This is a genomic window from Streptomonospora mangrovi, from assembly GCF_027604915.1.
GTDB lineage: Bacteria > Actinomycetota > Actinomycetes > Streptosporangiales > Streptosporangiaceae > Streptomonospora > Streptomonospora mangrovi.
Window position 1 is genome coordinate 1 of the sequence record NZ_JAJAQC010000076.1, and the last position, 24,245, is coordinate 24,245.

Consider the following 24,245-nt stretch of genomic DNA (forward strand, 5'->3'; position numbering starts at 1 on the left):
GGGGAGCCGGGCGCGGCGCCCGCCGCCCGGGCCACGGCGGGCGCGGAGGCGGGCGCGCCGGTGCGCGCGGGGGCCGTGCGGGACGCCTGCTCAGGAGCCATTGGCGCCGCCCTTCCCCGGGCGCAGCGGCTCCCACCACGCGCGGTTGGCGCGGTACCAGGCGACGGTGTCGGCCAGGCCCGCCTCGAACGGCATCCGGGGGGCGTACCCCAGCTCGGTGCGGATCTTGGTGTCGTCCAGGGCGTAGCGGCGGTCGTGCCCGGCGCGGTCGGCCACCCACTCGATGGCCGACTCGTCGGCGCCGCACAGCCGCAGCAGCCGCTCGGTCAGGTCGCGGTTGGTGTGCTCCTCGCCGCCGCCGACGTTGTAGACCTCGCCGGGGCGGCCCTTGGCCAGCACCAGGTGCAGGGCGCGGCAGTGGTCGTCGACGTGCAGCCACTCGCGCACGTTGAGGCCGTCGCCGTAGAGGGGCACCCGCTCGCCCTCCAGCAGGTTGGTGACGAACCGGGGGATGACCTTCTCGGGGTGCTGGTAGGGGCCGTAGTTGTTGGAGCAGCGGGTGATGGAGACGTCCATGCCGTGGGTGCGGGCGTAGGCCCGCACCATCAGGTCGGCGCCGGCCTTGGACGCCGCGTAGGGCGAGTTGGGGGCCAGCGGCTCGGTCTCGTCCCAGCGGCCCTCGGCGATGGAGCCGTACACCTCGTCGGTGGAGACGTGCAGGAAGCGCGGCACCCGCGCGGTGTGGGCCGCGTGCAGCAGCGCCTGGGTGCCCAGCACGTTGGTGCGGGCGAACTCCGCGGCGCCGGCGATCGAGCGGTCCACGTGGCTCTCGGCGGCGAAGTGCACGATCGCGTCGTGGCCGGGGACCAGTTCGGCCAGCAGGTCCGCGTCGCAGACGTCGCCGCGCACGACGGACAGCCGCGGCCCCTCCTCGGGCAGGTTGGCGCGGTTGCCGGCGTAGGTGAAGCGGTCGAGCACCGTGATCCGGGCGCCCTCGGCACCGGGGGCGGCGTCGGCCAGCACCGACCGCACGTAGTGCGAGCCGATGAAGCCGGCGCCTCCGGTGACCAGGATCTTCATTTCGACACCTCCGTTGGCCCCGGCCCGCCTCAGCCGGAACGACAAGGCCAGGAAATCGCGAAGCGGTTGCGTACCGCAGCCTTGCCGAGGAAATCGGCGCCCTCAACGCGCGAATAATACATATGTCAGGTCAGGGGGGTTCTCGTTGACACCGGAAGAAATGAAATGCGATTCTCAAACCGCTTCCGCCGAAGGGGAGGCGGGAAAAGTGGCGGCCCGCCTCCCCGGGTGAATTCCCATTCTTTCCGCCACCACCGCTTTCCCGACCCCAACCGCCGATCGAAAGGAGGTCGCGATGAGGGGGATCATCCTCGCCGGCGGGTCCGGCTCCCGGCTGCGCCCGATCACCTCGGGTGTCTCCAAGCAACTGCTGCCGGTCTACAACAAGCCGATGGTCTACTACCCGCTGTCGGTTCTCATGCTCAGCGGCATCCGCGAGGTGCTCGTCATCTCGACCCCGCACGACCTGCCCGGCTTCCGCCGCCTGCTCGGCGACGGCAGCGGGCTCGGAATGGAGATCAGCTACGCCGAGCAGGACAGGCCCCGGGGGCTCGCCGACGCGTTCCGCGTGGGCGCCGGCTTCGTGGGCGACGAGCCGGTGGCCCTGGCGCTGGGCGACAACATCTTCCACGGCACCGGCCTGTCGGCGCTGCTGGCCCGCGAGGTGGAGGCGCTCAAGGGCTGCACCCTGTTCGGCTACGCCGTGTCCGACCCCCACCGCTACGGGGTGGGCGAGGCCGACGCGGCGGGCAACCTGGTCTCCCTGGAGGAGAAGCCGCGCGCGCCGCGCTCCAACCGCGCCATCACCGGGCTGTACTTCTACGAGCCCGACGTGGTCGACATCGCGCGCACCCTGAAGCCCTCGCCCCGGGGCGAGCTGGAGATCACCGACGTCAACCGCGTCTACCTGGAGCAGGGCCGCGCCCGGCTGGTGGACCTGGGCCGGGGCTTCGCCTGGCTGGACACCGGCACCCACGACTCCCTGATCCAGGCCGGCGAGTTCGTCCGCACGCTGGAGCAGCGCCAGGGCGTGAGCATCGCCTGCATCGAGGAGGTGGCGCTGCGCATGGGCTTCATCGACGCCGAGGAGTGCCGCCGCCTCGGCGAGCGCCAGGCCGACTCCCCCTACGGCCGCTACATCCTCGACGTGGCGCGCGCCGCCGCCGAGACGACCCCGCCCGGGTTCCTGCGCAGCGCCGAACTCCAGCCGCCCTTCCGGCCCGGCGACCCCGCCGGTCCGCTGCCCCACGACCCGGAGAGGACGGTCCCATGGCCGGCGACGGCATCCAACTCGGCCTGAGCGAGGCCGAGCGCCACACCGACACCTCCCAGCGCGACCGCGAGTTCGAGCTGCTCGACCTGCGCTGGGACCTGCTGCCGGGGGTGTTCGCCCCGCACAACTCCCGCTCGACCGCCGCCTACACCTCCTGGCTGCCGATCCCCGCCCAGGGCCGGGTGCTGGAGATGGGCTGCGGCGCGGGTGTCACCGCGGTCTACGCCGCCCTGCGCGGCGCCGGCTCGGTGGTGGCCGCCGACATCGCCGCGGCCGCCGTGGAGAACACCCGCGTCAACGCCGCCCGCCACGGCGTGGCCGACCGGGTGCGCGCGGTGCGCAGCGACATGTTCGCCGAGATCGGCGAGGACGAGCGGTTCGACCTGATCTTCTGGAACTCCAGCGCGATCCCCGCGCCGGAGGACTTCGTCTACACCCGCGACATCGAGTGGTCGCTGTTCGACCGCGACTACGCCTCGCACCGGGCCTACCTGCGCGAGGCGCCGCGCCGCCTCACCGAGGGCGGGCGGCTGTTCCTGGGCTTCAACACCAACGGCGACGTGGAGCGGCTGCACCGGCTCTGCGCCGAGGCCGGGCTGCGCGCGGTGGAGGCGCGCAGCATGACCACCACCTACAACGACGGCGCCACCACCACGCGGTTCATGCTGCTGGAGCTGCTGCCCGCCGGCCGCGGGGGCTGATGCCGGCATGGACGTGCGCGGACTCGACGTCGAGGGCGCGCTGCTGTGCGCCCCGCCCGTCTTCACCGACGAGCGGGGCGCGTTCGCGTCGCCCTACACCGAATCGGCGCTGCGGCGGGCGGCCGGCCACACCCTGTTCCGCCCGGCCCAGCTCAGCTTCTCCACCTCGCGGCGCGGCGTGCTGCGGGGCGTCCACTACACCGCCGCTCCCCCCGGCGGCGCGAAGTTCGCCTACTGCCCGCACGGGCGCGCCCTGGACGTGGTGGTGGACCTGCGCGTGGGCTCCCCCACCTTCGGCGCCTGGGACAGCGTGGTGCTGGGCGGCGGCGAGGGGCGCGGGGTGTACCTGCCCACCGGGGTGGGCCACCTGTTCCTCGCCCTGGAGGACGACACGGTGATGGCCTACACCCTCTCCCGCGAATACGACCCCGCCAACGAGCACGCCGTCTCGCCCGCCGACCCCGAGCTGGCGCTGGAGCTGCCGGCGGAGGAGGGCGCGGTGCTGCTGTCCGAGCGCGACCGCGCCGCGCCCACCCTGCGCCAGGCGCGCGAGCGCGGCCTGCTGCCCGACTACTCCGTTTGCCGCGAGATCGACCGCGCCCAGGTGGGCGCCGCCTGAGATGACACATCCGGCCGCGCGCCCTGGAGGGGGGTGCGCGGCCTTTCGAGAATGAACGGCATGGAACGCGAAGAGATCACCCGAGCTGCCGCTGAGTTCATCGTCTACAAGGTCGAGTCCTCGCTGGAGGACGTCGCCGAGGGCATCGGCGTCACCCCCGAGGAGCTGCGCACCCACTTCCCCGACGAGATCGCGCTGCGCGCGGCCGTGGCCCGCCTGGGCACCGACCGCATCGAGGAGAGCCTGGACGCGGCCCGCGTGGACGAGGGCTCCGCCGAGGACGCGGTGCGCCGCATCGTGGACGAGTGCTGGCCCCACGCGCCCCTGCGCGCCTTCCTCTACGGCGAGAACCGCCTGGTGGGCACGCCCGAGCTGGACGCCGCGCTGGAGCGCATCGACGCCCGCGGCAACGAGCTGTTCGAGCGGGGCCGCGAGGACGGCAGCTTCCGCACCGACCTGCCCGCCGCCTGGATGGGCGCCGCGCTGTGGTCCCTGCTGGCGGTGGCGTCGTGGAACGTCCGCAACGACCACCTGCCGGCCGAGGACGGGCCGCGCAGCATCAAGGAGATGCTGCTGGACGGGGCGCGCCGCGTCCCCGCCCCCCAGTCCTGACCGGCCCGGACGCCGCCGCAGCCGCCCCCCCCCCCCCCCCCCCGCCCGGGCCCCCCCCCCGCGCCCCCCCCCGCCCCCGGGAACGCCCCCCCCGCGCTGGACCGCCAAGAGATCGTCACCGCCGCCGCGAAGTTCTGCGAGACCCGGGTCCAGGCCGACCTGGACGAGGTCGCCGCCGGCATCGGCATCAGCTCCGCCGAGCTGCGCCGCCACTTCCCCGACCGCTACGCGCTGATCTGGGCGCTGGGGAAGATGGGCACCGACCTGATGGAGGAGAGCCTGGAGAAGGCCCGCGTCGAGGAGGGCCCCGCCGAGGACGCGGTGCGCCGGCTCATCGCCGAGGCTTGGACCTACGCCCCCTTCCTCGCCTTCCTCTACGGCGAGAACCCCCTGCACGGCCCCGGCGAGCTGGACGACGCCTTCGTCCGCATCGGCAAGCGGGCCACCCTGATGTTCGAGCGCGGCCAGCGCGAGGGCGTCTTCCGCACCGACCTGCCGGCCGCCTGGATGAGCGAGGCCATGTGGGTCCTGGTGGCGGTGGGCGCCTGGAGCGTGGCCAAGGGGCACATCGCCGCCGACGACGGCCCCGACTACATCGTTGAACTGCTGTTCAACGGCACCCGGGCGCGGGCCCGCGCCTGACCACCCCGCCGCCGCGCCCCGCGCGGCGGCGTTCCCGTCCACCGAGCAGTCAAGCGGGGCGGCCGTGCTGTACGGCCGCCCCGTCGCATGAGGGAGGAGTCTGCTGTGAAGGCCCTGTTCATCACCGGCGGGAGCATGGGGACGGTGTTCCCCCAGGCGCCGCTGGCCCGCGCCACCCGCGACGCCGGGCACGAGATCCTCATGGCCGGCCCGGACACCGTCACCCCCACCATCGCCCAGGCGGGCCTGCCGCCGGTCTCGATCTCCGCGCAGACCAAGCAGGCTCTGGACCCCAACCTGCCCGGCGACCCCGCCGAGCAGATGCGCTACGTCGGGCGCTGGTACGGCAGGACGACGGCCGATGCGCTGGAGCCGCTCCAGCGCATCGCCGCCGACTGGCGCCCCGACATCGTCCTGGGCGGCGGGATGTTCTACCCGGCCGCGCTGCTGGGCCACATCCTGGGGGTGCCCACGGTGCTCCAGCCCTGGGGCGTGCTGGACGCCGGCGGCTACGACGAGGGCGCCAACGAGGCGCTGCGCCCGGTCCTGGACCGCCTGGGGCTGGAGCGCACCCCCGCGCCCGACCTGGCGCTCAACGTCGCGCCGCCGAGCCTGCGCGGCCCGGTCACCAAGGGCGTGCAGCCGCTGCGCTGGATCCCGGGCAACCTCCAGCGCCCGCTGGAGCCGTGGATGTACACCCGCGGCACCACCAAGCGGGTGCTGCTGACCTCGGGCAGCCGGGTCACCCGCGAGGGCACCCTGCACACCATGGACGTGCCCACCCTGCGCGCGCTGGCGGCGGCGTTCACCGACATGGGCGTGGAGACGGTCATCGCGGTGCCCGACGACGTCGCGCCGCTGCTGCGCGGCGAGGGCGACGGCTGGCCGCGCGCGGGCTGGGTGCCGCTGGACATCGTGGCGCCCACCTGCGACCTGATCGTGCACCACGGCGGGGTGGGGTCCAACATGACGGCGATGGCGGCGGGGGTGCCCCAGCTCATCGTGCGCGAGATCCCCTCCTCCGGCGAGATGGACCCGCAGGTGCGGTTCGGCTCGCTGGTGGACCTGCCGCCCAAGGAGCAGTCGGTGGACAACATCCGGGCGGCGTGCGCGAAGATCCTGGCGGATCCGTCCTACGCGGAGCGGGCGCGGATCCTGGCCGAGGAGATCGCGGTGCTGCCCACCCCGGCCGAGGTGGTGGCGGTGCTGGAGGTCCTGGCCCGCCGCTGAGGTGGCGCCGCCCCGGCCCGGCGCCGGGGCGGCGCAGCGGTACCGGGTGGGGCAGCGGTACCCGGTCGTACAGGTCGGTGTGGGACCGCACTGAACGGCACTGAACGGCGCTGACCGGCGGACCGCGCCGGGCCGCACCGGCCGGCACGGCGCGGCCCCCGACCGCGCCGCGACCGTCGCACGCGAAGGGCGCCTCCCCCTGCGGGGGAGGCGCCCCAACCGTCGCGCTCGGGGCGCGTCAGCGGATGTGGACCCCCGGGACGTAGAGGATCCACCGGCCGCCGGCCTCGCGGAAGCCCTGCTCCTTGGCGAAGATCTCCGCGGCGTGGTTCCAGGCGAACAGCACCGCGTAGTCGGGGTAGGCCGAGCGGAACTCCTCGGGCGAGCGCACCGGGATGTGGGTGCCCGGGGTGAGCCGGCCCTGCTTGGCGTCGGTGCTGTCGTGCACGGCCGGCAGCAGGTCGGGGCCGATCCCGGCGTAGTTGAGCACGGTGGAGCTCTTCGCGGTGGCGCCGTAGCCGGCCACGGTGCGGCCCTCGGCCTTCAGCCGCTCCAGCAGGGCGCGCAGGTCGGCGCAGGCGGTGCGGGCGGTGGCGGCGAAGCGGCGGTAGACGGCGGGGTCGTCCAGGCCCAGGGTGCGCTCCTCGGCCAGCGCGGCGGTGACCCGTTCGGCGACCGGGCGGCGGCCGGGGCGCATCACGGTGTAGCGCATGGACCCGCCGTGGACGTCCAGGTGCTCGGCGTCGACCAGCTCGAACCCGAAGTGCGCGGCCATGGCCCGCACCGAGGTCACGCCGAAGATGTAGTAGTGCTCGTCGTAGATCTGGTCGAACAGGGTGCGCCGCACGATGTCGCCGAGGTAGCGGTCCTCGAACACGAACACGCCGTCGTCGGCCAGCACCGCGTCGATGCCGCGGAAGATGGAGTCGATGTAGGCGATGTGGCTGAAGGTGTTGGCCGAGAACACCACGTCGGCGCGGCCCTCCTCCTCGGCCACGCGCCGGGCGAAGTCCTCCTCGAAGAACTCGGTGGCCACGCGGATCCCCTGCTCGGCGGCGATCTTGGCCGCGCCCACCGAGGGGTCCACGCCCAGGTGGCGCACCCCGGCGTCCTTGACCGTGCGCAGCATGATGCCGTCGTTGCTGCCGATCTCCAGGACGAAGGGGTCGGCCTTGCGCAGCGGCCCGGCCAGGAACGACTCCGCGACGGCGGTGAAGTGCCGGCGCATGACCTCCGACCCCGAGGAGCGGTAGGGGTAGTCGTCGTGGAACATCTCGGTGCGCGGCACCTCCTCGGTGAGCTGCACCATGGAGCAGGCGGTGCACACGCCGGCCGCCAGGCGGAAGAAGTACTCGCTGCCGGCGCGCTCGGGGGTCACGAAGGAGTCCGACACCGGCTGGCGGCCGAAGTCCACGAACTCCTCGACGGCGCCGGCGCAGATACGGCACGTGGCCGCGCTGTCCGCTCGCTGTGCCATGGGGGTGTGTCCTCTCTCTACGGGTGGGTCGGATCGGTGCGCGGCGCCGGCGCCGGGCCGGTGTCCCGCTGGGCCGCCGCGGCGACCTCGCCCACCAGGCGCGCCTGCGCCCGGGTCTGGGCGGTGGTGCCGGCCTCCCCGGCCCGCACGGCGCGGGCGAAGGCGGCCACGGCGTTGGCCCACTGGTCGTCGGCGGGGACCTCCTCGGTGCGGGTCCCGGCCGGTCCGGTGATCTCGATGCGCGACACGCGGTCGGCGGGCGGGGTGAACACGTGCTCCACGCTGAGCGCGCCCGCCGAGCCGACGACGTGGTAGTGGGAGGTGTAGGCGTGGTCCAGGCCGAAGGAGCACTGCGCCACCACGCCGCCGGGCGCGCGCAGCAGCGCGCCGCCGCCCAGGTCCACCGCCGCGCCGCCGGAGTCCAGCACGGCGCCGGCCACCTCCAGGCCGGTGCCCAGGAACCGGACGGCGGCCCGCAGCGGGTAGCCGGCGGTGTCCAGCAGGGCGCCGCCGCCCAGCTCGGGGCGCAGCCGGATGTCGCCGGGCGGGCGCGCGGGGATGGCGAAGGCGGAGCGGAACAGCCGGGGCTCGCCCACGGCGCCCTCGGCGATCAGCTCGGCGACCCGGTCGTGCAGCCGGTGGTGGAGGAACGTGTAGTTCTCGCGCAGCACCAGGCCGCGCTCCAGCGCCAGGGCGTGCAGGCGCTCGGTGTCGCGGGCGCTGGTGGTCAGCGGCTTCTCGGCCAGCACGTGCTTGCCGGCGCGCAGCGCGGCCTCGATCCAGCGCGCGTGCAGGGCCGCCGGCAGCGGCACGTAGACGGCGTCGACGTCGGCGGCGGCCAGCAGCGCGGTGTAGTCGGGCGCGGTGGCGCCGCCGAACTCCGCCGCGACCTTGCCGGCCTTGTCCGGGGTGCGGCTGGCGGTGCGCGCCAGGCGCACCCCCGGTGTGCGGGCCAGCGCCGGCAGCAGGCGGCGCACCGCGACGTCGGCGCAGCCGAGCACGCCGAACCGCAGGTCGCCGCCCGTTCCCCGGCCGTTGTCCATGACCGCTCCCTCCGATCGGGCCGGGCCGTGCCGCCCGGGGCTTGCCGCAGCCCAGCTTGGAACGGCGCTTCGGGGGCCACGAGCACGGCCCCGCCGGTATGTCACCTCCCCCCCGGGCGCCTGTCGGCTTCGTGAGGAACGCACACCGCCGCCCGTGCGGCGCGCACTGCACGCGGGGGCCGCCTCCGGGCGAGGATGGGCGGGTGCGTGCCGACGACGGGGTGGCTGAGGCCGGGCGGCCCGGACCGGGCGCGCCGGCTCCCGGAGCGGGCGCGCCGCTGGCCTTCGCCCCGGGCCTCGCCGCGCGCGCGGTGCCGGGCGAGGGCGTGTTCGTGTTCTCCGAGCAGGGTGTGACCGTGCTGCGCGGCGGCGCCGTGGAGGCGCTGGCGCCGCTGCTGGACGGCACCCGCGACGCCGCCGCCCTGGCGGCGGCCGCGCCCGGTCAGCCGCCCGGCGCGGTCGCCTCGGCGCTGCGCGCGCTGGCCGACGCGGGCCTGGTGGCGCCCGCCGCGCCCGCACCCGGCCCCGGTGCGGCGTTCTGGCGGTCGGCCGGCACCGCGCCGCCCGATCCGCCGCCCGTGCGGGTGGTCTCCGTCGACGGCGCCGACCGCGCGCACGTGGTGCGCGCCGCCGAGGCCGCCGGCCTGCCCCTGGTCGGCGGCCCCGGACGCGGCGGCGGGCCGCGCCGAGCGCGCGCCGCGCGGGCCGCCCTGTCGGTGGTGGTGTGCGACGACTACCTCTCCCCCGGCCTGGAGCGGGTGGACGCCGCCCACCGGGCCGCCGGGCGGCCGTGGCTGCTGTGCCGGCCCGCCGGCGCGCGGGTGTGGATCGGCCCGGTGTTCACTCCCGGGTCGGCCTCGGGGTGCTGGCACTGCCTGGCGCACCGGCTGCGGCCGCACCGCCAGGCCGAGTTGTCCGCGCTGCGCGCGGCGGGCGCTCGCCCGCCGGCCGCGCCGCCGGCGGCCCTGCCCGCGCTGGAGACGGCTGCCGCCCACCTGGTGGCGGTGGAGGTGCTGCGGTGGGCGGCGGGGCTGCGCGGCGCCAGGGGCGAGGGCGAGCACGTGTGGACGCTGGACGGCACCGCGCTGGAGGGCCGGGCGCACCCGGTGCGCGCCCGGCCGCAGTGCCCGGCCTGCGGCGACCCGGGCCTGGTGGCCGCGCGCACGCGGCGGCCGGTGCGGATCGGGGCCGCGCCCAAGGCCGCGGCCGGGGGCACCGGCCACCGGGCGCGCGAGCCCCACGAGGTGCTCGCGGAGTTCGGCCACCTCGTCGGCCCGGTCACCGGGATCGCCAAGGCGCTGCGCCCGGTGGCCGGCACCCCCGCCGGGTTCCACGCCTACCGCGCCGGCCCCAACGCCGCCGCGCCGGGCACCGGGCTGGCGGGAGTGCGCGCGGCGCTGCGCGCGGAGAACGGCGGCAAGGGGGTCACCGACCTGGAGGCGCGGGTCAGCGCGCTGGGCGAGGCCGTCGAGCGCCACAGCGGCACGTTCCAGGGCGACGAGGAGCGGGTGCGCGCCTCCTTCTCCGACCTGGGGGACGCGGCCGTGCATCCCGACACCTGCACCCTGGTGGACCCGCGCCAGTACGCCGACCGGGAGCGGTGGAACGCCGAGCACGGCGCCTTCCAGTTCGTGTGCGACCCCTTCGACGACACCGCCGAGCTGGACTGGACGCCGGTGTGGTCGCTGACCCGCGGCGAGCACCGGTGGCTGCCCACGGCGCTGCTGTACTTCGGCGCGCCCGCCGAGCCGGGGTGGCGGCCCTTCCGCGCCGACTCCAACGGCTGCGCGGCCGGGGCGAGTGTCGCCGACGCGGTGGTGCAGGGCGCCCTGGAACTGGTGGAGCGCGACGCGGTGGCGCTGTGGTGGTACAACCGCACGGTGCAGCCGGAGGTGGACACCGCCGCCTTCGCCGACCCGTGGGTGGAGCGGACGCGGGCGGAGTACGCGCGGCTGGGCCGCCGGTTCTGGGTGCTGGACGTGACCTCCGACCTGGGCGTGCCGGCCATGGCGGCGGTGACGCGGTGCACGACGGGTCCCGAGCGGGTGATGTTCGGGTTCGGCTGCCACTTCGACCCCGCGGTGGCGCTGCGCCGGGCGGTGGCCGAGATGAACCAGCTCACCGCCGCCGTGCTGGGCGGGGTGGGCGACTGGGGCGACCCCGACGCCGAGCGGTGGTGGGCCGGGCCGGGCACGGCGGGCGCCCCGCACCTGCTCCCCGACCCCGGGCGGGCGGCGCTGGGGCCGGGCGACTACGCCTTCACGGCGCGCACCGACCTGCGCGACGACGTGCTGTGGCTGCGCGACGCCTTCGCCGCGCGCGGGCTGGAGATGCTGGTGCTGGACCAGACCCGGCCCGACGTCGGGCTGCCGGTGGTGCGCACGGTGGTGCCGGGGCTGCGGCCGTTCTGGGCGCGGTTCGCCCCGGGCCGGCTGTTCGACGTGCCGGTGCGGCTGGGCCGGCGCGCCGCCCCGCTGGACTACGCCGACCTCAACCCGGTGCCGCTGTTCCTGTGAGCCCGAGGCGCTCCGGGCGCCGGGCGCCTCCGGTGCGGCGGGCACGGCCGGCACCGGGCACACGCCGGGCACACGCCGGGCGCGGTGGGACCGGGGGCACGGCGGGCGCCGGGCCGGTGTCAGACCCAGCCGGCCTCGCGGGCGATGCGCACCGCGTCGACCCGGTTGCGGGCGTTGAGCTTGGTGGTGACCGAGGCGAGGTAGTTGCGCACGGTCCCGGCGGTCAGGTAGAGCTGCGCGGCGATCTCGGGGACGTCGCTGCCGTCGGCGGCGCGGCGCAGCACGTCGAGTTCGCGCGCGGTCAGCGGGCATTCGTCGGTCTCGAACGCGGCCAGGGCGAGTTCGCCGTCGATGACCCGCCGCCCCGAATGCACGCGCCGCACCGCCTCGGCGAGTTCGTGCGGCGGCGCGTCCTTGAGCAGGAATCCGTCGACCTTCGCCGAAAGCGCGCGGCGCAGCGCGCCAGGCTTGCCGATGCTGGTGAGAATGAGCGTGCGGGTCTCGGGCGCCTGCTCGTGGATGTCGGCCGCCGCCGACAACCCGTCCTTTCCGGGAAGATCAATGTCGAGAATGGCGACGTCGGGCCGGTGCTTGAGCACCGCCGGAAGGATATCGTCGCCCGAGACGATTTCCGCCACGACGTTGATATCGGATTCCAGGCGCAGCAGCGATACCAGCGCTCCGCGCACCATGTGCATGTCCTCTGCCAAAACCACGTTGATCATGGAGATACCGTCACCCTGCCTCCGGGCACCGCTCCGCGAAGCGCGCCCGGAAACGGCAGAGCGCACAGCGGCGGCACCCCACGCGCCCCTGCATCCCTATCACGGAAGAATACCATTACGACCCGATTAATCCGAGTATTTTCACACAGCGGTACGGAGAGTGATAATGGGGTCACGGCTCATGCGGAGCGTAGTCGCATCCGCCATTAATGTGCGCGCCGCCGCGCGATTGACCGGCACGCATGCGCGCGCGGTACCCTCCGCCAATTCTCGCGCAACAATTGCGGACCGCGCTTAGGCGCCTTCGGTGAGCGCGTTGTCCCAGGAAGCGGCGATGTGCTCCGCACTGCGCACACCCGTTCGCCGGCCTTCCCGGAATTGCGCGTCGAATTCGTCGGCACCGACAATTTCCCGGGCCGCCTGGGCGATGCGCTCGGCCTCGGCGGCCTCGGCCGCCGCCGGGCGGGTGCCTCCGCGCGCCTCCGCAGCCGCGCCGAGCAGCAGCGCGGCCCGCGCTCCCCGCCCGGCGGCCACGGCGGTGGCGGCCAGCCCCGCGCAGGCCGCCGCCACCGCCTGGCCCGAGGCGGTGGCCCGCGCGGCGGCCAGCGCGCGGCGGTGGCGGGTCAGCGCCGCCGCGGCGTCGCCCCGCGCCAGCGCGGCGAACCCAAGCTCGGTCAGCGCCATCGCGCGCTCCTCGGTGGGCTGCTCGCCGCCGCGCTCGCCCAGCCACGCCTCCAGCAGGGTCTCGGCCTCGGCCGAGCGGCCCTGGCGCCGCGCCAGGGCGCCCAGGTGCAGCCCGGCGAAGCGGCGGCCGAAGATGTCGCCGTGGCGCACCGACAGCCGGTGGGCGCGTTCCAGCAGCTCGGCGGCCCGCTCCAGGTCACCGGCCAGCATGGCCGAGCGGCCCAGGAACGCCAGCCAGTGCCCGGTCTTGGTGACCAGCCCCAGTTCCTCCGACAGCGCCAGGCCGGCCTCGCCGATGCGGGCGGACTCCGCGTGGTCGCCCACGGCCTCGGCGTGCCGGCGCAGCACCGCCATGGCCTCCAGCCGGCCCCAGCCGTCGCCCAGCTCCTCGAACAGGGCCAGGGCGCGCCGGCCCTCGCCCCCGGCCTCCTCGGCCTGGCCGCGCATCAGCGCCAGCCAGGCGCGGTTGCACAGCACCGCCGCCACGCCCCAGCGGTCGCCGCGCTCGCGGAAGTCGGCCAGGGCGGCGGCCAGCATCCACTCGGCGGCCTCCAGCTCGCCGACCTCCATCAGCATCGGCCCCATGAACCACCACGCGCGGGCCTGGGCGGCGCGGTCGCCGGCGTCCTGGAACGCCCCCACCGCGGCGGCGGCCCGCGCGGCGGGGTCGGGCAGGTCGCGGTCGCCCAACTCCAGGCCGGTGCGCCAGGCTCCGGCCAGCGCGCGCAGCCCGGGCGGGCCGCCGGGCAGGGCCAGAGCCGAGGTGAGCGTGCGGTGCGCCTCGCCCAGCCGGCCGCGCAGCCAGCGGTACCAGAACCCGCCCACCGCCAGCCGCAGCGCGCTGTGGGCGTCGCCGGTGCGCAGCGCCTCGGCGAAGGCGGCGCGCAGGTCGTTGGCGGACTCGTCGAGCCGGCGCAGGGTGAGGGCCTGCTCGGCGCCGCGCAGCGCGCGGTCGGCCCGCTCGGCGAACTCCACGTGGAAGCGCAGGTGGCGCTCGCGCACCAGGTCGGCCTCGCCGGTCTCCTCCAGCCGCTCGGCGGCGTAGGCGGCGATAGTCTCCAGCAGCCGGAACCGCACGCCGTCGGCGCCCTCCATCGGCACCGCCAGCGAGGACTCCGCCAGCCGCGCCAGCGACCCGGTGGCCGGGCGGCCCAGCACGGCCGCCGCCGCCTCAGGGGTGAACCCGTCGGAGAACACCGAGACGCGGCGCAGGGCCACGCGCTCGTCCTCCTCCAGCAGGTCCCAGCTCCAGTCGATCATCGCGCGCAGGGTGCGCAGCCGCTCGGGCGCGTCGCGCTCGCCCGAGGCCAGCAGCGCGAACCGGTCGTCCAGGCCGGCGGCCAGGGTCGCCACGCCCAGGGCGCGCACCCGGTTGGCGGCCAACTCCAGGGCCAGCGGCAGGCCGTCCAGCCGCCGGCAGATGGCCGCCACCACCGGCTCGGTGCTGGAGTCGAGCCGGAACCCCGGCGCCGAGGCGGCCGCGCGCACCGCGAACAGCCGCACGGCCGAGCCGTCGCCGTCGGCGCGCAGCGGCGCCACCTGGTAGACCCACTCCCCGCGCACCCGCAGCGGCTCGCGGCTGGTGGCCAGCAGGTGCAGGTCGGGTGCCGCCTCGCGCAGGGAGCGGATCAGCGGCGCCGCCGCGCCCAGCAGGTGCTCGCAGTTGTCCAGCACCAGCAGCCCGCGGGTGCCCGACAGCGCGCCGGCCAGCCGCGCCAGGCCGCGCGCGTGGCGCGGCACGCTCTCGTCGCGGATGCCCACGGCGTAGGCGACGGCGTCGGCCAGGCGGTCGGGGTCGGCGCCGGTCTCGGCGGGCAGGTGGCCCAGCTCCACGAACCAGGTGGCGTCGAAGCCCTCGGCGGCGGCCCGCCCGGCCTCCACGGCCAGCCGGGTCTTGCCCACTCCGCCGGGGCCGGTGAGGGTGACCAGGCGCCGGCCCTCGGCCAGCAGCAACCGGCGCAGGTCGGCGAGGTCGTCCTCGCGCCCCACGAACTCGTCCAGCGGCGCGGGCAGCCCGGAGCGGGCGGGCCGGGCCGGCTTGGCGGGCTCGGCCAGCAGGCCGGGGTCCTGGCGCAGGATCGCGCCGTGCAGCTCGGCGAGCTCGGGGCTGGGGTCCACGCCCAGCTCCTCGGCCAGCGCGGCGCGCAGCCGCTCGTAGGACTCCAGCGCCTCGGTCTGGCGGCCGGCCCGGTACAGCGCGCGCATGTGGGCGGCGCGGATGCGCTCGCGCAGCGGGTGGGCCTCGGCCAGCGCGCCCAGCTCGTCGGCGAGCAGGGGGTGGCGGCCCTGGCCGGTGCGGGCGTCGGCGCGCTCCTCGATGGCGGTGAGCCGGTCCTCCTCCAGGTGCTCGGCCCAGGGGCGCAGCGCGGTGGTGTCGGCGGCGTCGGCCAGGGCGGGGCCGCGCCACAGCCCCAGCGCCTCCTCCAGCGCGGCGGCGCGGACGTCGGGGTCGGCGCTGGCGCGGGCGTGCTCCACCAGGGCGCGGAAGCGCAGGGCGTCCAGTTCGTCGTCGGCGAACCGCAGGGCGTAGCCGCCGGGGCGGTGCACGAGGCGGTCGCGCCCGCCGGGTTCGGCGGCGTCGAGCACGCCGCGCAGCCGGGAGATCTTGGACCGCAGCACCCGCTCGGGGGCGGCCGGGCGGTCGGTCTCCCAGACCTCCTCGATGAGGGCGCCGGTGGTGGCGGGGGTGCCGTTGCGCATGAGGAGGGCGGCCAGGATGGCGCGCACCTTGGCCTCGGGGACCGGAACCAGCCGCCCGTCGGCGCTCCACACCTGCACAGGCCCGAGAACGCCGAACCGCATGGGGGCAGCCTAGTACAGGTTCCGGTCCGGCGCCCGGGGACCGCAACCTCTCCGGAACCCCCGCTGGCCACCCTGGTGCCCAGACGGCGCGAACCGCGCCCGCGAGGGGAAGGAAGGACCATGTCATCCGGTTCCAAGGCCGGAGTGAAGGAGTGGGTCGGCCTGGCCGTGCTGGCTCTGCCGATCCTGCTGCTCTCGCTCGACCTCACCGCACTGCACCTGGCGCTGCCGCACCTGGCCGCCGACCTCGACCCCACCAGCACCGAGCAACTGTGGATCCTCGACATCTACGGCTTCATGGTCGCCGGCTTCCTGATCACGATGGGCACGCTGGGCGACCGGATCGGCCGCCGCCGGCTGCTGATGATCGGTGCCACGGCCTTCGGCGCGGCGTCGGTTGCCGCCGCCTACGCGCCCACCCCCGAGACCCTGATCGCCGCCCGCGCGCTGCTGGGCATCTCGGGCGCCACGCTGATGCCCTCGACCCTGTCCCTCATCAGCAACATGTTCCACGACGCCCGCCAGCGCGGCTTCGCCATCGCGGTGTGGGGTAGCTGCTTCGCCGCCGGCGGCGCCATCGGCCCGATGGCCGGCGGCGTGCTGCTGGAGTGGTTCTGGTGGGGCGCGGTGTTCCTCATGGCGGTGCCGGTCATGGTGCTGCTGCTGATCACCGCCCCGCTGCTGCTGCCGGAGTACCGCGACCCGGTGCCGGGCCGGCTGGACCTGTTCAGCGTGGTGCTGTCGCTGGCCGCGATCCTGCCGTTCGTCTACGCCTTCAAGGACGCCGCCCGCGACGGCTGGCAGGTCTCCACGTTCGTCGTGCTCGCCGTGGCGGCGGTGTTCGGCTGGCTGTTCGTGCGGCGCCAGCGGCGGCTGCGCGACCCGCTGATGGAGCTGGGCCTGTTCCGCCACCGCGCCTTCACGGTGGGGCTGGGCAGCCTGCTGATGGGCACCCTGGTCCAGGGCTCGTTCATCCTGCTGCTCGCGCAGTACCTCCAGCTCTCCATGGGGCTGTCGGCGCTGATGGCCGGGCTGTGGATGGCGCCGTTCGCCGCCGCCAACATCCTGGGCTCGATGGTCTCGCCGCCGCTGGCCCAGCGCATCGGCCCCGGCCGCACGATCGCCCTGGGCCTGCTGGTGATGGCCGCGGGCTTCCTGATGTTCGCCCAGGCCGGCCCCGACTCCCCGCTGTGGCTGCCGGTGGCCGCCTCCATGATCATCTCCATCGGCATCGGCCCGCTGATGGTGCTGGTGATCGACCTGGTGATCGCGGCGGCGCCCAAGGAGAAGAGCGGTTCGGCGTCGTCGATGTCGGAGACCGCCTCGGAGATGGGCATGGCGCTGGGCGTGGCCACCCTCGGCGCGATCGGCTCGGCCGTCTACCGCACCCAGATGAGCGGCGACCTGCCGGCGGGCGTGCCCGAGTCCGCCGCGCCGCAGGCGGTGGACAGCATCGCCGGCGCCACCGCGGTGGCCCAGGATCTGGCCTCCGGCACCGGCGCGGCGGTGCTGGAGGCCGCCCGGGAGGCGTTCACCGCCGGGCAGGCCGCGGTGTCCTACACCAGCGTGGCGGTGCTGCTGGTCCTGGCCGTGCTCTCCGGGTTCTTCCTGGACGCCCGCCGCAAGGGCGGCGAGCAGGAGGAGACCGCCGAGGCGGGCGAGGCCCCCGGCGCGCCCGACACCCCGGCCGCTGAGCGGCGCGAGCAGCGCCAGGAGCGCATCGCCGCCGAGTGACCGCGCGCGACCCGCGCGGACGCCACCGGATCCGTCCCGGATCCGCGAGGCGGCCCGGGCGGGGGGGCCCCCCCCCCCCCCCGGGGGGGCCCACCCCCCCCCCCCCCCCCCCCGCCGGGGGCCCCGTCCCTGGAGCAGGAAGAAGAAGTTAAGGAGCAAGGCCCACCATGCCGGAGAACGACCCCCTACGCGTGGCCGTCATCGTCGGGAGCATCCGCACCGACCGGTTCGGCCCCATCCCCGCCCGCTGGATCGCCGAGCGGGCGCGCCAGCACGGTTCGTTCGAGGTCGACGTGATCGACCTCGCCGAGGCCGACCTGCCGTTCGTGCTCGGCGGCGACGACCCCGGCGCCCCCGTCCCGCCCCAGGTCGCGGCGCTGTCGCCGCGGCTGGCTCAGGCCGACGCGTTCATCGTGGTGACCCCCGTCTACAACCGGGGCTACCCGGCCTCGCTGAAAAACGCCATCGACTGGTTCTACACCGAGTGGAACGCCAAGGCCGTGGGCTTCGTGTCCTACGGCGGCCTGACCGGCGGCGTGACCTCGGTGGAGGCGCTGCGCGCGGTCTTCAACGAGGTGCAGGCCACCACCATCCGCAACACCGTGTGCTTCATGGACTGCCACGACAAGTTCGACGAGGAGGGCAACCCGGTCACCCCCGAGCCCGTCAACGTCGCGGCCAAGGCGTTCCTGGAGCAGTTGGAGTGGTGGGCGCGCGCGCTGCGCGACGCCCGCCGGGTCTCCCCCTACGTCGTCTGACCGCCCCGGCCGCCGCGACCACGTCAGGAGGTCCGCCTCTCGCCAACACCCCCCAAGACCCGGCCCCGCGCGGGCCGGGCGGTGCGGCTCCGGGGGCGTACGCGCCCTGCCCCTGCCTCGCCCCTGGACCGCACCCGCCTGCCGGCGGCGGCCACCCCGCATGCGGGGTGGCCGCCGCTGTTCGTGTGCGCGGTGGCTTCGCCGCCCGGGGCGGCGCGGGCGCGGGCCGGCGGGTCAGGCGGCGGGCGCCCCGGGCGCGGCCAGGCGCTCCAGCCACTCGGCGAGCAGGGCGCGCTCGGCCGCGCTGAGGACGTCGCGGCCGGGCAGGGCGGCGCGCAGCGCCACCGCGGCGGCGGTGACCCGGTCGCCGGGGCCGGCGGCGGGCGCGCCGGTGGTGACGGCGGCGATGGCGGCCTCGCGGGCCAGCGGCGAGAGCGCGGGGTCGCGTTGCTCCTCGGGCAGCTCGATGAGGGTCAGGGTCAGCCCGCGCCCGGCGGAGTGCACGAGGTGGGCGGCGTGCTCCTCGCTGACGCGCAGCCGGCCGGCCTCGGCGATGCGCCGGACGCGCTCGGCCAGCGAGGCGGCGGCCAAAGCGGCGGCCCGGGTGGTGCGCCCGGGGTGGATCTCGCCGAAGGCCAGCGTGTACAGCGCGGGGTTGGCCAGGCCGAACTCGACGTGCTGGTCCCAGCCCCGGCGCAGGTCCTCGACCGGGTCGTCGGTGGCCGGGAGCGCGGCCTTGGCCGCCAGGTAGCTCTGGAACCCGTGGTAGGCGACGGCGTCCAGCAGGCCCTGCTTGTCCTGGAAGATGCGGTAGATGGTGGGCGACTGCACGCCCGAGCGCGCGCAGACGGCGCGGGTGGAGACCGCCTCGCGCCCGCCCTCGGTCAGGAGTTCGGTGGCCGCCTGGAGGATGCGGTCGCAGATGATCTCGCGGTTCATGGTGGCACCGATACTAGCGGCGCACCCTCTCGTGTTACCAGTGCCAACGTTGTGGTGTTGTCGGCTTGATAATCAACGGCAACAGGATTACGTTATCAGTGACAACACGGCGTGCGCCGTGCACTCCACCGAGGGAAGCAGTGAGCATCATGAGCGAGAACCCACGCGTCGCCGTCGTCACCGGCGGCTCCCGGGGCATCGGGCGCGCCGCCGCCCAGCGCCTGGCCGCCGACGGCCAGAGCGTGGTGGTGGGCTATGCCAGCGCCGAGGCCGAGGCCAAGGCCACCGTCGCCGCGATCGAGGCCGCCGGCGGCACGGCGGCGGCCGCCCGGGTCGAGGTCGGCGACGCCGACTCCGTCCGCGCCCTGTTCGACACCGCCGAGGAGCGCTTCGGCGGGGTCGACGTGGTGGTCAACGCCGCCGGGATCATGCGCCTGTCCCCCGTGGCCGACCTCGACCTCGCCGACCTGGAGCGGGTGCACCGCGTCAACGTGCACGGCGCCTTCGCCGTCAGCCGCGAGGCCGCCCGCCGGCTGCGCCCGGGCGGTGCGCTGATCCACTTCTCCACCAGCGTCACCCGCACCCTCCAGCCCGCCTACGCCGCCTACGCGGCGAGCAAGGCGGCGGTGGAGGCGCTGGTGCCGATCCTGGCCAAGGAGCTGCGCGGGCGCGACATCACCGTCAACGCGGTGGCGCCCGGTCCCACGGCCACCGCCATGTTCCTCGACGGCAAGAGCGAGGACCTGGTGCGCGAGATCACCGGGCGGATCCCGATGGGGCGGCTGGGCGAGCCCGCCGACATCGCCGAGGTGGTGGCCGCCCTGGCCGGGCCGGTGCGCTGGGTCAACGGCCAGACCGTGATGGTCAACGGCGGCATGGTCTGACCGCCCGGTCCCGGCGGGTCCCGGCGGGGCGGCGCCCGCGCGGCGCGCGGGTGCCGCGCCGCCCCGCCCCTGGGAGCGGTTCCAGGCGGCCCGTAGGATCGGCTGCCATGGAAGAACGCACACTGGGCAGGACCGGCACCGCCGTCGGCGTCGTCGGGTTCGGCGCCTGGCAGATCGGCGCCTCGTGGGGCCACGTCGGCGAGGACGACGCGCGGGCGGCGCTGCGCGCGGCCGCCGACGCCGGGGTCACCTTCTTCGACACCGCCGACGTCTACGGCGACGGCCGCAGCGAGCGGCTGGTCGGCGAACTCCTCAAGGAGCGGCCCGGCCTGACCGCCGCCACCAAGATGGGCCGGCGCGTCGAGCAGGACCCCGCCAACTACCACGCCGACAACCTGCGGGCGTGGAACGACCGCTCCCGCGCCAACCTCGGCGTGGAAACGATCGACCTGGTGCAACTGCACTGCCCGCCCCCGGCCGTCTACGCCGCCGACGCGGTGTTCGACACCCTGGACGCGATGGTCGCCGAGGGCCGCATGCGCGCCTACGGGGTCAGCGTGGAGACCTGCGACGAGGCGCTGGCCGCGATCGCCCGCCCCAACGTCGCCACCGTGCAGATCATCCTCAACCCCTTCCGGCACAAGCCGCTGGAGCGGGTGCTGCCGGCGGCGCGGGAGGCCGGGGTGGGCGTCATCGCCCGCGTGCCGCTGGCCAGCGGGCTGCTGTCGGGCCGCATGCGCGCCGACACCGCCTTCGCCGAGGACGACCACCGCAGCTTCAACCGCGCGGGCGAGGCGTTCGACGTCGGCGAGACGTTCTCCGGCGTTGACTACCCGACCGGCCTGGCGGCGGTGGAGCGCATCCGCCCGCTGGTGCCCGAGGACATGACCATGGCGCAGTTCGCGCTGCGCTGGATCCTGGACCAGCCGGGGGTGAGCACGGTGATCCCGGGCGCGCGCAGCGCCGAGCAGGCCCGCGCCAACGCGGCGGCGGCCGGTCTGGACCCCCTGCCAGCCCGGACCCACGACGCCGTGCGCGCCGTCTACGACGACCTCATCCGGCCCCAGGTGCACCACCGCTGGTAGCGGTACACCGCGCGGCCGCGAGGCGGGCCGCCGCCCCCGGTGCGGGGGGCGGCGGCCCGTTTCGCGTTCCGGCGCGGCGGCGGGGAGTCCGCCGCGCGGTCCTCCCGGATTCCGGCCAGGAAATGGAACGCGATGTCGCAATTCTACGTCCTAGAGGGTGATAGCCGCCGACCCCTTACCCTTACGCCCCCAAAGGAGCACTGATGCCACACCGCCGTCGGATGGCCCTGTCCGCGGGCATGGTCCTGCTGCTCACCGCCAGCGGTTGCGGACTGCTCGGCGGCGACAGCCGCGAACGGGACGACGGCCAGGGCCAGGGAGACGAGCAGTCTGAGGGTGGATACCCCGACGGTCCGTTCGTGCGCGAGGGCAGTCTCGGGTTCACCAACTTCCAGGCGCGGATCGCCGTCCACGGGGTCGAACGGTGGACGGACCGCAGCGTGCTGCGGTTCACCGTCACCCCGGTGGGGGAGGCGGAGACCCAGACGCTCAACGCCCCCTTCGGCACGGGCGCGCTGGACCGCAACCACAGCGTCTTCCGGCTCCTGGACCCGGTCAACCAGCGGTTCTACTACCCCGTCCGCGACACCGACGACGAGGACACCATCGGCAGCCAGGTCCTCACCCGCTGGGTCAACGGCGCGCACTACGAGTACCAGGTGCACTTCCCCCCGCTGCCCGAGAGCGTCGAGCGCGTCACGTTGGCCACCTACGGCACCACGGGCGAGTTCACCGGCATCCCGGTCGGCGACGGCGAGCCGCCGGCCGACCCGCCCTCCGGCGATCCCGAGAGCCAGGACATCACCTCAGGCGACACCGTGGAGGTGCCGCTGGTGGACGAGGAGATGAGCGACAACCCCGACGGCTACGCGCGCGACCTCTACGCCGTCACCGAGAGCACCAGCGAGACCCGCACCAGCACCCCCGACGAGGAGACCGTCGCGCTGCACGCCGACGTGCTCTTCGACTTCGACGAGGCCACGCTGACCCAGGAGGCCGAGGAGGTCCTGGCCGGAGTCGTCGAGGAGACCCGGCGCACCGCCGACCCCTCCCGGCCGCCCATCACCGTCGAGGGCCACACCGACGGCGTGGGCGACGACGACTACAACCAGGAGCTGTCCGAGCGCCGCGCCGAGGCCGTGCGCGAGGTGCTGGAGGAGGGCCTCGGGTCGGACTACGAGTACGAGACCGTGGGGCGCGGCGCCACCGAGCCCGTCGCCGAGGAGGGCGGACCGAACGACGAGGAGGCACGCGCCACGAACCGCCGGGTGGAGATCTCCTACAAGATCCGCCAGCCCGAGGAGGCTCCGGCCGAGTCCGGCGGGGACGACGAAAGCCCCGCCTCGGACACGGGCTCCGGCTCGGCCGCGGTGGCGCCCCCGGCGCCCTTCCGCGCCGAGGACGGCGAGGTGGTGGCCGGCGCCGAGGCGGGGCTGGTGCAGGGCAACGCCGAGTACCGGCTGGACGTGCGGCCGATGTACCGGGACGGCGCCTACCTGGTGGGCGTCTTCGACATCACCCACCTGGACACCGGCGGCCGGGTGCCCCCGGTGATCCGGCCGCTGAACAGCGCCAACTACCCCGGCGGCCGGTTCACCATGTTCGGGGTCAGCACGCCCGGGGAGCCGGGCCGCACCTACCGGGCCGTGCGCGTCGGCGAACTGCCCGAGGACGAGGAGCTGGACCGCGCGGTCTACCTCTCGACGTGGCAGTGGCCGCTCAACCAGTTGGACGACGGGGTGACCGAGCGGGTCTTCGTGTACTTCCCCGCTCCGCCGCTCGACGTGGAGTCGGTGACCCTGGACGCCGGGGACTTCGGCACCTTCGAGGACGTCCCGATCGACTAGCCGGTGCCGCACGCGGGCCGCGCGGGCCACCTCACGGGAGAGGCGGCCCGCGCGGGCGGGTCCGGGAGGTGCGGGCGGTTCCGGGCGGTGCGCGTGATCTGGGCACCGCCGGCGGCCCCGGCCCGGCGCGCTCAGGCGCCGGGCGGGGCCACCGGCAGGCCCTCGGCGGCCCAGGCGCGGAAGCCGCCGACCATGTCGGTGGCACCGGGCCGGCCGAGGTCCAGCAGGTCGGCGGCGGCCAGGCTGGAGGCGTAGCCCTCGTTGCAGAACAGCACCACCGGCGTGGCGGCGGCGCCGGCCGCGCCGGGCAGCCGGTCGGGGCTGGTGGGGTCCAGCCGCCACTCCAGCACGTTGCGCTCGACCACCACCGCACCCGGGATCGCGCCCTCGGCGGCGCGGTCGGCCTCGGGGCGGATGTCCACCAGCAGCGCGCCCCGCTCCGCGCGGGCGCGGGCGGCCTCGCGCGGGGTCAGCCGCACCAGGCGGGCGCGGCGGCGCTCCAGCAGCCGGGCCACCGCGCTGACCTGCGGCACGGCGCCGGCGCTCACGCCTCCTCCCGCAGCAGCGGCACGGCCGCCACGGTCGGGGCGGCGGGCTCGGGGTCGTCGGTGAGCGTGCTGTGGGTACGGCGCAGCGCGCCGCCGGCGTCGACCCGGTAATAGGACATCGCGGTCAGCGGCGGCGAGTAGGCGTGCACGCTGACCGCCGGGGCCGGCGCCCGGTTGACCACGTCGTGCACGTGGCCCAGCGGAAACGCGGCGCTGGTGCCGGAGGGCAGGTCGCGCCGGGCCAGGCGGCCGGTCCAGTGGTGCTCGGTGAGGTCGCCCTGGACCACGGTGAGCGCGCCGAGCGAGCCGGCGTGGTCGTGCAGGGCGGTGGCCTGGTCCTGGGTCCAGGAGATGAGCCAGAGGTCGGCGTAGGCGTCGCTGCTCAGCCGCACCGACCAGCGGTGGCGGGTGTCGAAGCGGACGGCGTGCAGGCCGCGCCGCACCTCCTCGGCGGTGCGGGCGGTCAACTCGACCAGGCGGTCGAGGGTCAGCGGGGTGGGTGCGAGCGGCTGGACTGCGGTGGTCATGACGGGTGCCTCTCCAGGCGGTACGGGCGGGTCGGGGCGGATGTGCGCGGCTTGCGCCCGTGGCGACACCGCTCGTCGAACACCGCCGCGCGCAGCGCCGCGACCGACCGCGCGTCCGCCACGGCCGTCACCCCCTCCCCCGTGCTCCCGTACTCCCCGTGTTCCCGGGCTCTCCGTGCTCTCCGGCTGTCGCGTGCTCCCCGATTGCGCGTGCTCCCCGCCCCCGCCCCGCCCCCGGCGACCCGCAGGGCGGGTACCGGCCCGGCCGCCCGCCTACACCGGCGCGGCGGCCGCGTGGGCGCCGGCCGGTGTCCACAGGCCGCGCTCGGCCAGCAGCGGCAGCACCCCGGTGCCGAAGTGGTGGACCTCCTCCAGTGCCGGGTCGCCGCTGAGGACGAAGCGGGTGATCCCGGCGTCCGCGTAGTCGGCGATGCGGTCGGCCACCTGCCGGTGGCTGCCGACCAGCACGGCCGCCGCCTGCCCCGGCGCGCCGCCGGGCGGTCCGCCGGCGCGGCGCGG

Annotated in this window: 20 protein-coding genes and 1 pseudogene; 12 read left to right on the forward strand and 9 right to left on the reverse strand. The window is 75.7% G+C overall.

The features are described from left to right. Nucleotides 1-90: 90 nt before the first annotated feature. Nucleotides 91-1,080, reverse strand: coding sequence for a dTDP-glucose 4,6-dehydratase (gene rfbB / locus LG943_RS25960; protein WP_270075006.1), 990 nt, complete (start codon nt 1,078-1,080; stop codon nt 91-93). A gap of 295 nt (nt 1,081-1,375) precedes the next feature. Here rfbB and rfbA point away from each other — a divergent pair, with 295 nt between their 5' ends. The 6 genes from rfbA to LG943_RS25990 all read left to right on the forward strand — a co-directional run bounded on the left by rfbA (nt 1,376) and on the right by LG943_RS25990 (nt 6,157). Then, nucleotides 1,376-2,380 carry a glucose-1-phosphate thymidylyltransferase RfbA gene (gene rfbA, locus LG943_RS25965; protein WP_270075007.1) on the forward strand — a complete coding sequence of 335 codons (1,005 nt, stop codon included), beginning with the start codon at nt 1,376-1,378 and terminating at the stop codon, nt 2,378-2,380. Next, complete coding sequence (locus LG943_RS25970; RefSeq protein ID WP_270075008.1) at nt 2,350-3,054, forward strand: methyltransferase; 705 nt, start codon at nt 2,350-2,352, stop codon at nt 3,052-3,054. The genes rfbA and LG943_RS25970 overlap by 31 nt, the downstream gene beginning before the upstream one ends. Before the next feature lie 7 nt (nt 3,055-3,061). Then, nucleotides 3,062-3,673, forward strand: coding sequence for a dTDP-4-dehydrorhamnose 3,5-epimerase family protein (locus tag LG943_RS25975; protein ID WP_270075009.1), 612 nt, complete (start codon nt 3,062-3,064; stop codon nt 3,671-3,673). Between the two features lie 60 nt (nt 3,674-3,733). Further along, complete coding sequence (locus LG943_RS25980) at nt 3,734-4,285, forward strand: TetR/AcrR family transcriptional regulator (RefSeq protein WP_270075010.1); 552 nt, start codon at nt 3,734-3,736, stop codon at nt 4,283-4,285. A 252-nt stretch (nt 4,286-4,537) separates the two neighbouring features. Beyond that, on the forward strand, nt 4,538-4,927 hold the full coding sequence (locus tag LG943_RS25985; RefSeq protein WP_270075011.1) for a hypothetical protein: 390 nt from the start codon (nt 4,538-4,540) through the stop codon (nt 4,925-4,927). Nucleotides 4,928-5,032: 105 nt separating this feature from the next. Then, on the forward strand, nt 5,033-6,157 hold the full coding sequence (locus LG943_RS25990) for a nucleotide disphospho-sugar-binding domain-containing protein (RefSeq protein ID WP_270075012.1): 1,125 nt from the start codon (nt 5,033-5,035) through the stop codon (nt 6,155-6,157). Between the two features lie 238 nt (nt 6,158-6,395). On the opposite strand, the gene LG943_RS25995 is transcribed toward LG943_RS25990, so the two are convergent. Together LG943_RS25995 and LG943_RS26000 are read right to left on the reverse strand one after the other, a co-directional pair. After that, nucleotides 6,396-7,634: a class I SAM-dependent methyltransferase gene (locus LG943_RS25995; protein ID WP_270075013.1), complete on the reverse strand. Its 1,239-nt coding sequence runs from the start codon at nt 7,632-7,634 to the stop codon at nt 6,396-6,398. A 17-nt stretch (nt 7,635-7,651) separates the two neighbouring features. Then, nucleotides 7,652-8,677, reverse strand: coding sequence for a Gfo/Idh/MocA family protein (locus LG943_RS26000; protein ID WP_270075014.1), 1,026 nt, complete (start codon nt 8,675-8,677; stop codon nt 7,652-7,654). 203 nt (nt 8,678-8,880) lie between these two features. Between LG943_RS26000 and LG943_RS26005 the strand changes: the two genes are divergently transcribed. After that, a complete protein-coding gene (locus LG943_RS26005) occupies nt 8,881-11,193 on the forward strand; it encodes a TOMM precursor leader peptide-binding protein (protein WP_270075015.1) in 2,313 nt (770 codons plus the stop codon). Between the two features lie 119 nt (nt 11,194-11,312). On the opposite strand, the gene LG943_RS26010 is transcribed toward LG943_RS26005, so the two are convergent. Then, nucleotides 11,313-11,918 (reverse strand): response regulator transcription factor, encoded by a 606-nt coding sequence (locus tag LG943_RS26010; protein ID WP_270075016.1) that lies wholly within the window; start codon nt 11,916-11,918, stop codon nt 11,313-11,315. A 294-nt stretch (nt 11,919-12,212) separates the two neighbouring features. Further along, a complete protein-coding gene (locus LG943_RS26015) occupies nt 12,213-15,404 on the reverse strand; it encodes a BTAD domain-containing putative transcriptional regulator (protein WP_270075017.1) in 3,192 nt (1,063 codons plus the stop codon). Between the two features lie 120 nt (nt 15,405-15,524). Here LG943_RS26015 and LG943_RS26020 point away from each other — a divergent pair, with 120 nt between their 5' ends. Together LG943_RS26020 and LG943_RS26025 are read left to right on the forward strand one after the other, a co-directional pair. Continuing rightward, nucleotides 15,525-17,138, forward strand: coding sequence for an MFS transporter (locus LG943_RS26020; protein WP_270075018.1), 1,614 nt, complete (start codon nt 15,525-15,527; stop codon nt 17,136-17,138). Nucleotides 17,139-17,305: 167 nt separating this feature from the next. Beyond that, nucleotides 17,306-17,896, forward strand: coding sequence for an NADPH-dependent FMN reductase (locus LG943_RS26025; RefSeq protein WP_270075019.1), 591 nt, complete (start codon nt 17,306-17,308; stop codon nt 17,894-17,896). Between the two features lie 234 nt (nt 17,897-18,130). On the opposite strand, the gene LG943_RS26030 is transcribed toward LG943_RS26025, so the two are convergent. Beyond that, the gene (locus LG943_RS26030) at nt 18,131-18,835 is read right to left on the reverse strand and encodes a TetR/AcrR family transcriptional regulator (RefSeq protein WP_270075020.1); all 705 of its coding nucleotides are present in this window, start codon (nt 18,833-18,835) and stop codon (nt 18,131-18,133) included. Nucleotides 18,836-18,984: 149 nt separating this feature from the next. Here LG943_RS26030 and LG943_RS26035 point away from each other — a divergent pair, with 149 nt between their 5' ends. From LG943_RS26035 to LG943_RS26045, 3 genes are all read left to right on the forward strand, one after another. Beyond that, nucleotides 18,985-19,719: an SDR family oxidoreductase gene (locus LG943_RS26035; RefSeq protein ID WP_270075021.1), complete on the forward strand. Its 735-nt coding sequence runs from the start codon at nt 18,985-18,987 to the stop codon at nt 19,717-19,719. 107 nt (nt 19,720-19,826) lie between these two features. Beyond that, nucleotides 19,827-20,804: an aldo/keto reductase gene (locus LG943_RS26040; RefSeq protein ID WP_270075022.1), complete on the forward strand. Its 978-nt coding sequence runs from the start codon at nt 19,827-19,829 to the stop codon at nt 20,802-20,804. A 203-nt stretch (nt 20,805-21,007) separates the two neighbouring features. Continuing rightward, nucleotides 21,008-22,651, forward strand: coding sequence for an OmpA family protein (locus LG943_RS26045; RefSeq protein WP_270075023.1), 1,644 nt, complete (start codon nt 21,008-21,010; stop codon nt 22,649-22,651). Between the two features lie 131 nt (nt 22,652-22,782). On the opposite strand, the gene LG943_RS26050 is transcribed toward LG943_RS26045, so the two are convergent. The 3 genes and pseudogenes from LG943_RS26050 to LG943_RS26060 form a co-directional block, all read right to left on the reverse strand. Then, nucleotides 22,783-23,199 carry a rhodanese-like domain-containing protein gene (locus LG943_RS26050; protein ID WP_270075024.1) on the reverse strand — a complete coding sequence of 139 codons (417 nt, stop codon included), beginning with the start codon at nt 23,197-23,199 and terminating at the stop codon, nt 22,783-22,785. Beyond that, a complete protein-coding gene (locus tag LG943_RS26055) occupies nt 23,196-23,726 on the reverse strand; it encodes a cysteine dioxygenase (RefSeq protein WP_270075025.1) in 531 nt (176 codons plus the stop codon). Before LG943_RS26055 ends, LG943_RS26050 begins: the two co-directional genes overlap by 4 nt. A 273-nt stretch (nt 23,727-23,999) precedes the next feature. Further along, nucleotides 24,000-24,245: pseudogene (locus LG943_RS26060) on the reverse strand (LLM class flavin-dependent oxidoreductase); the annotation flags it as partial.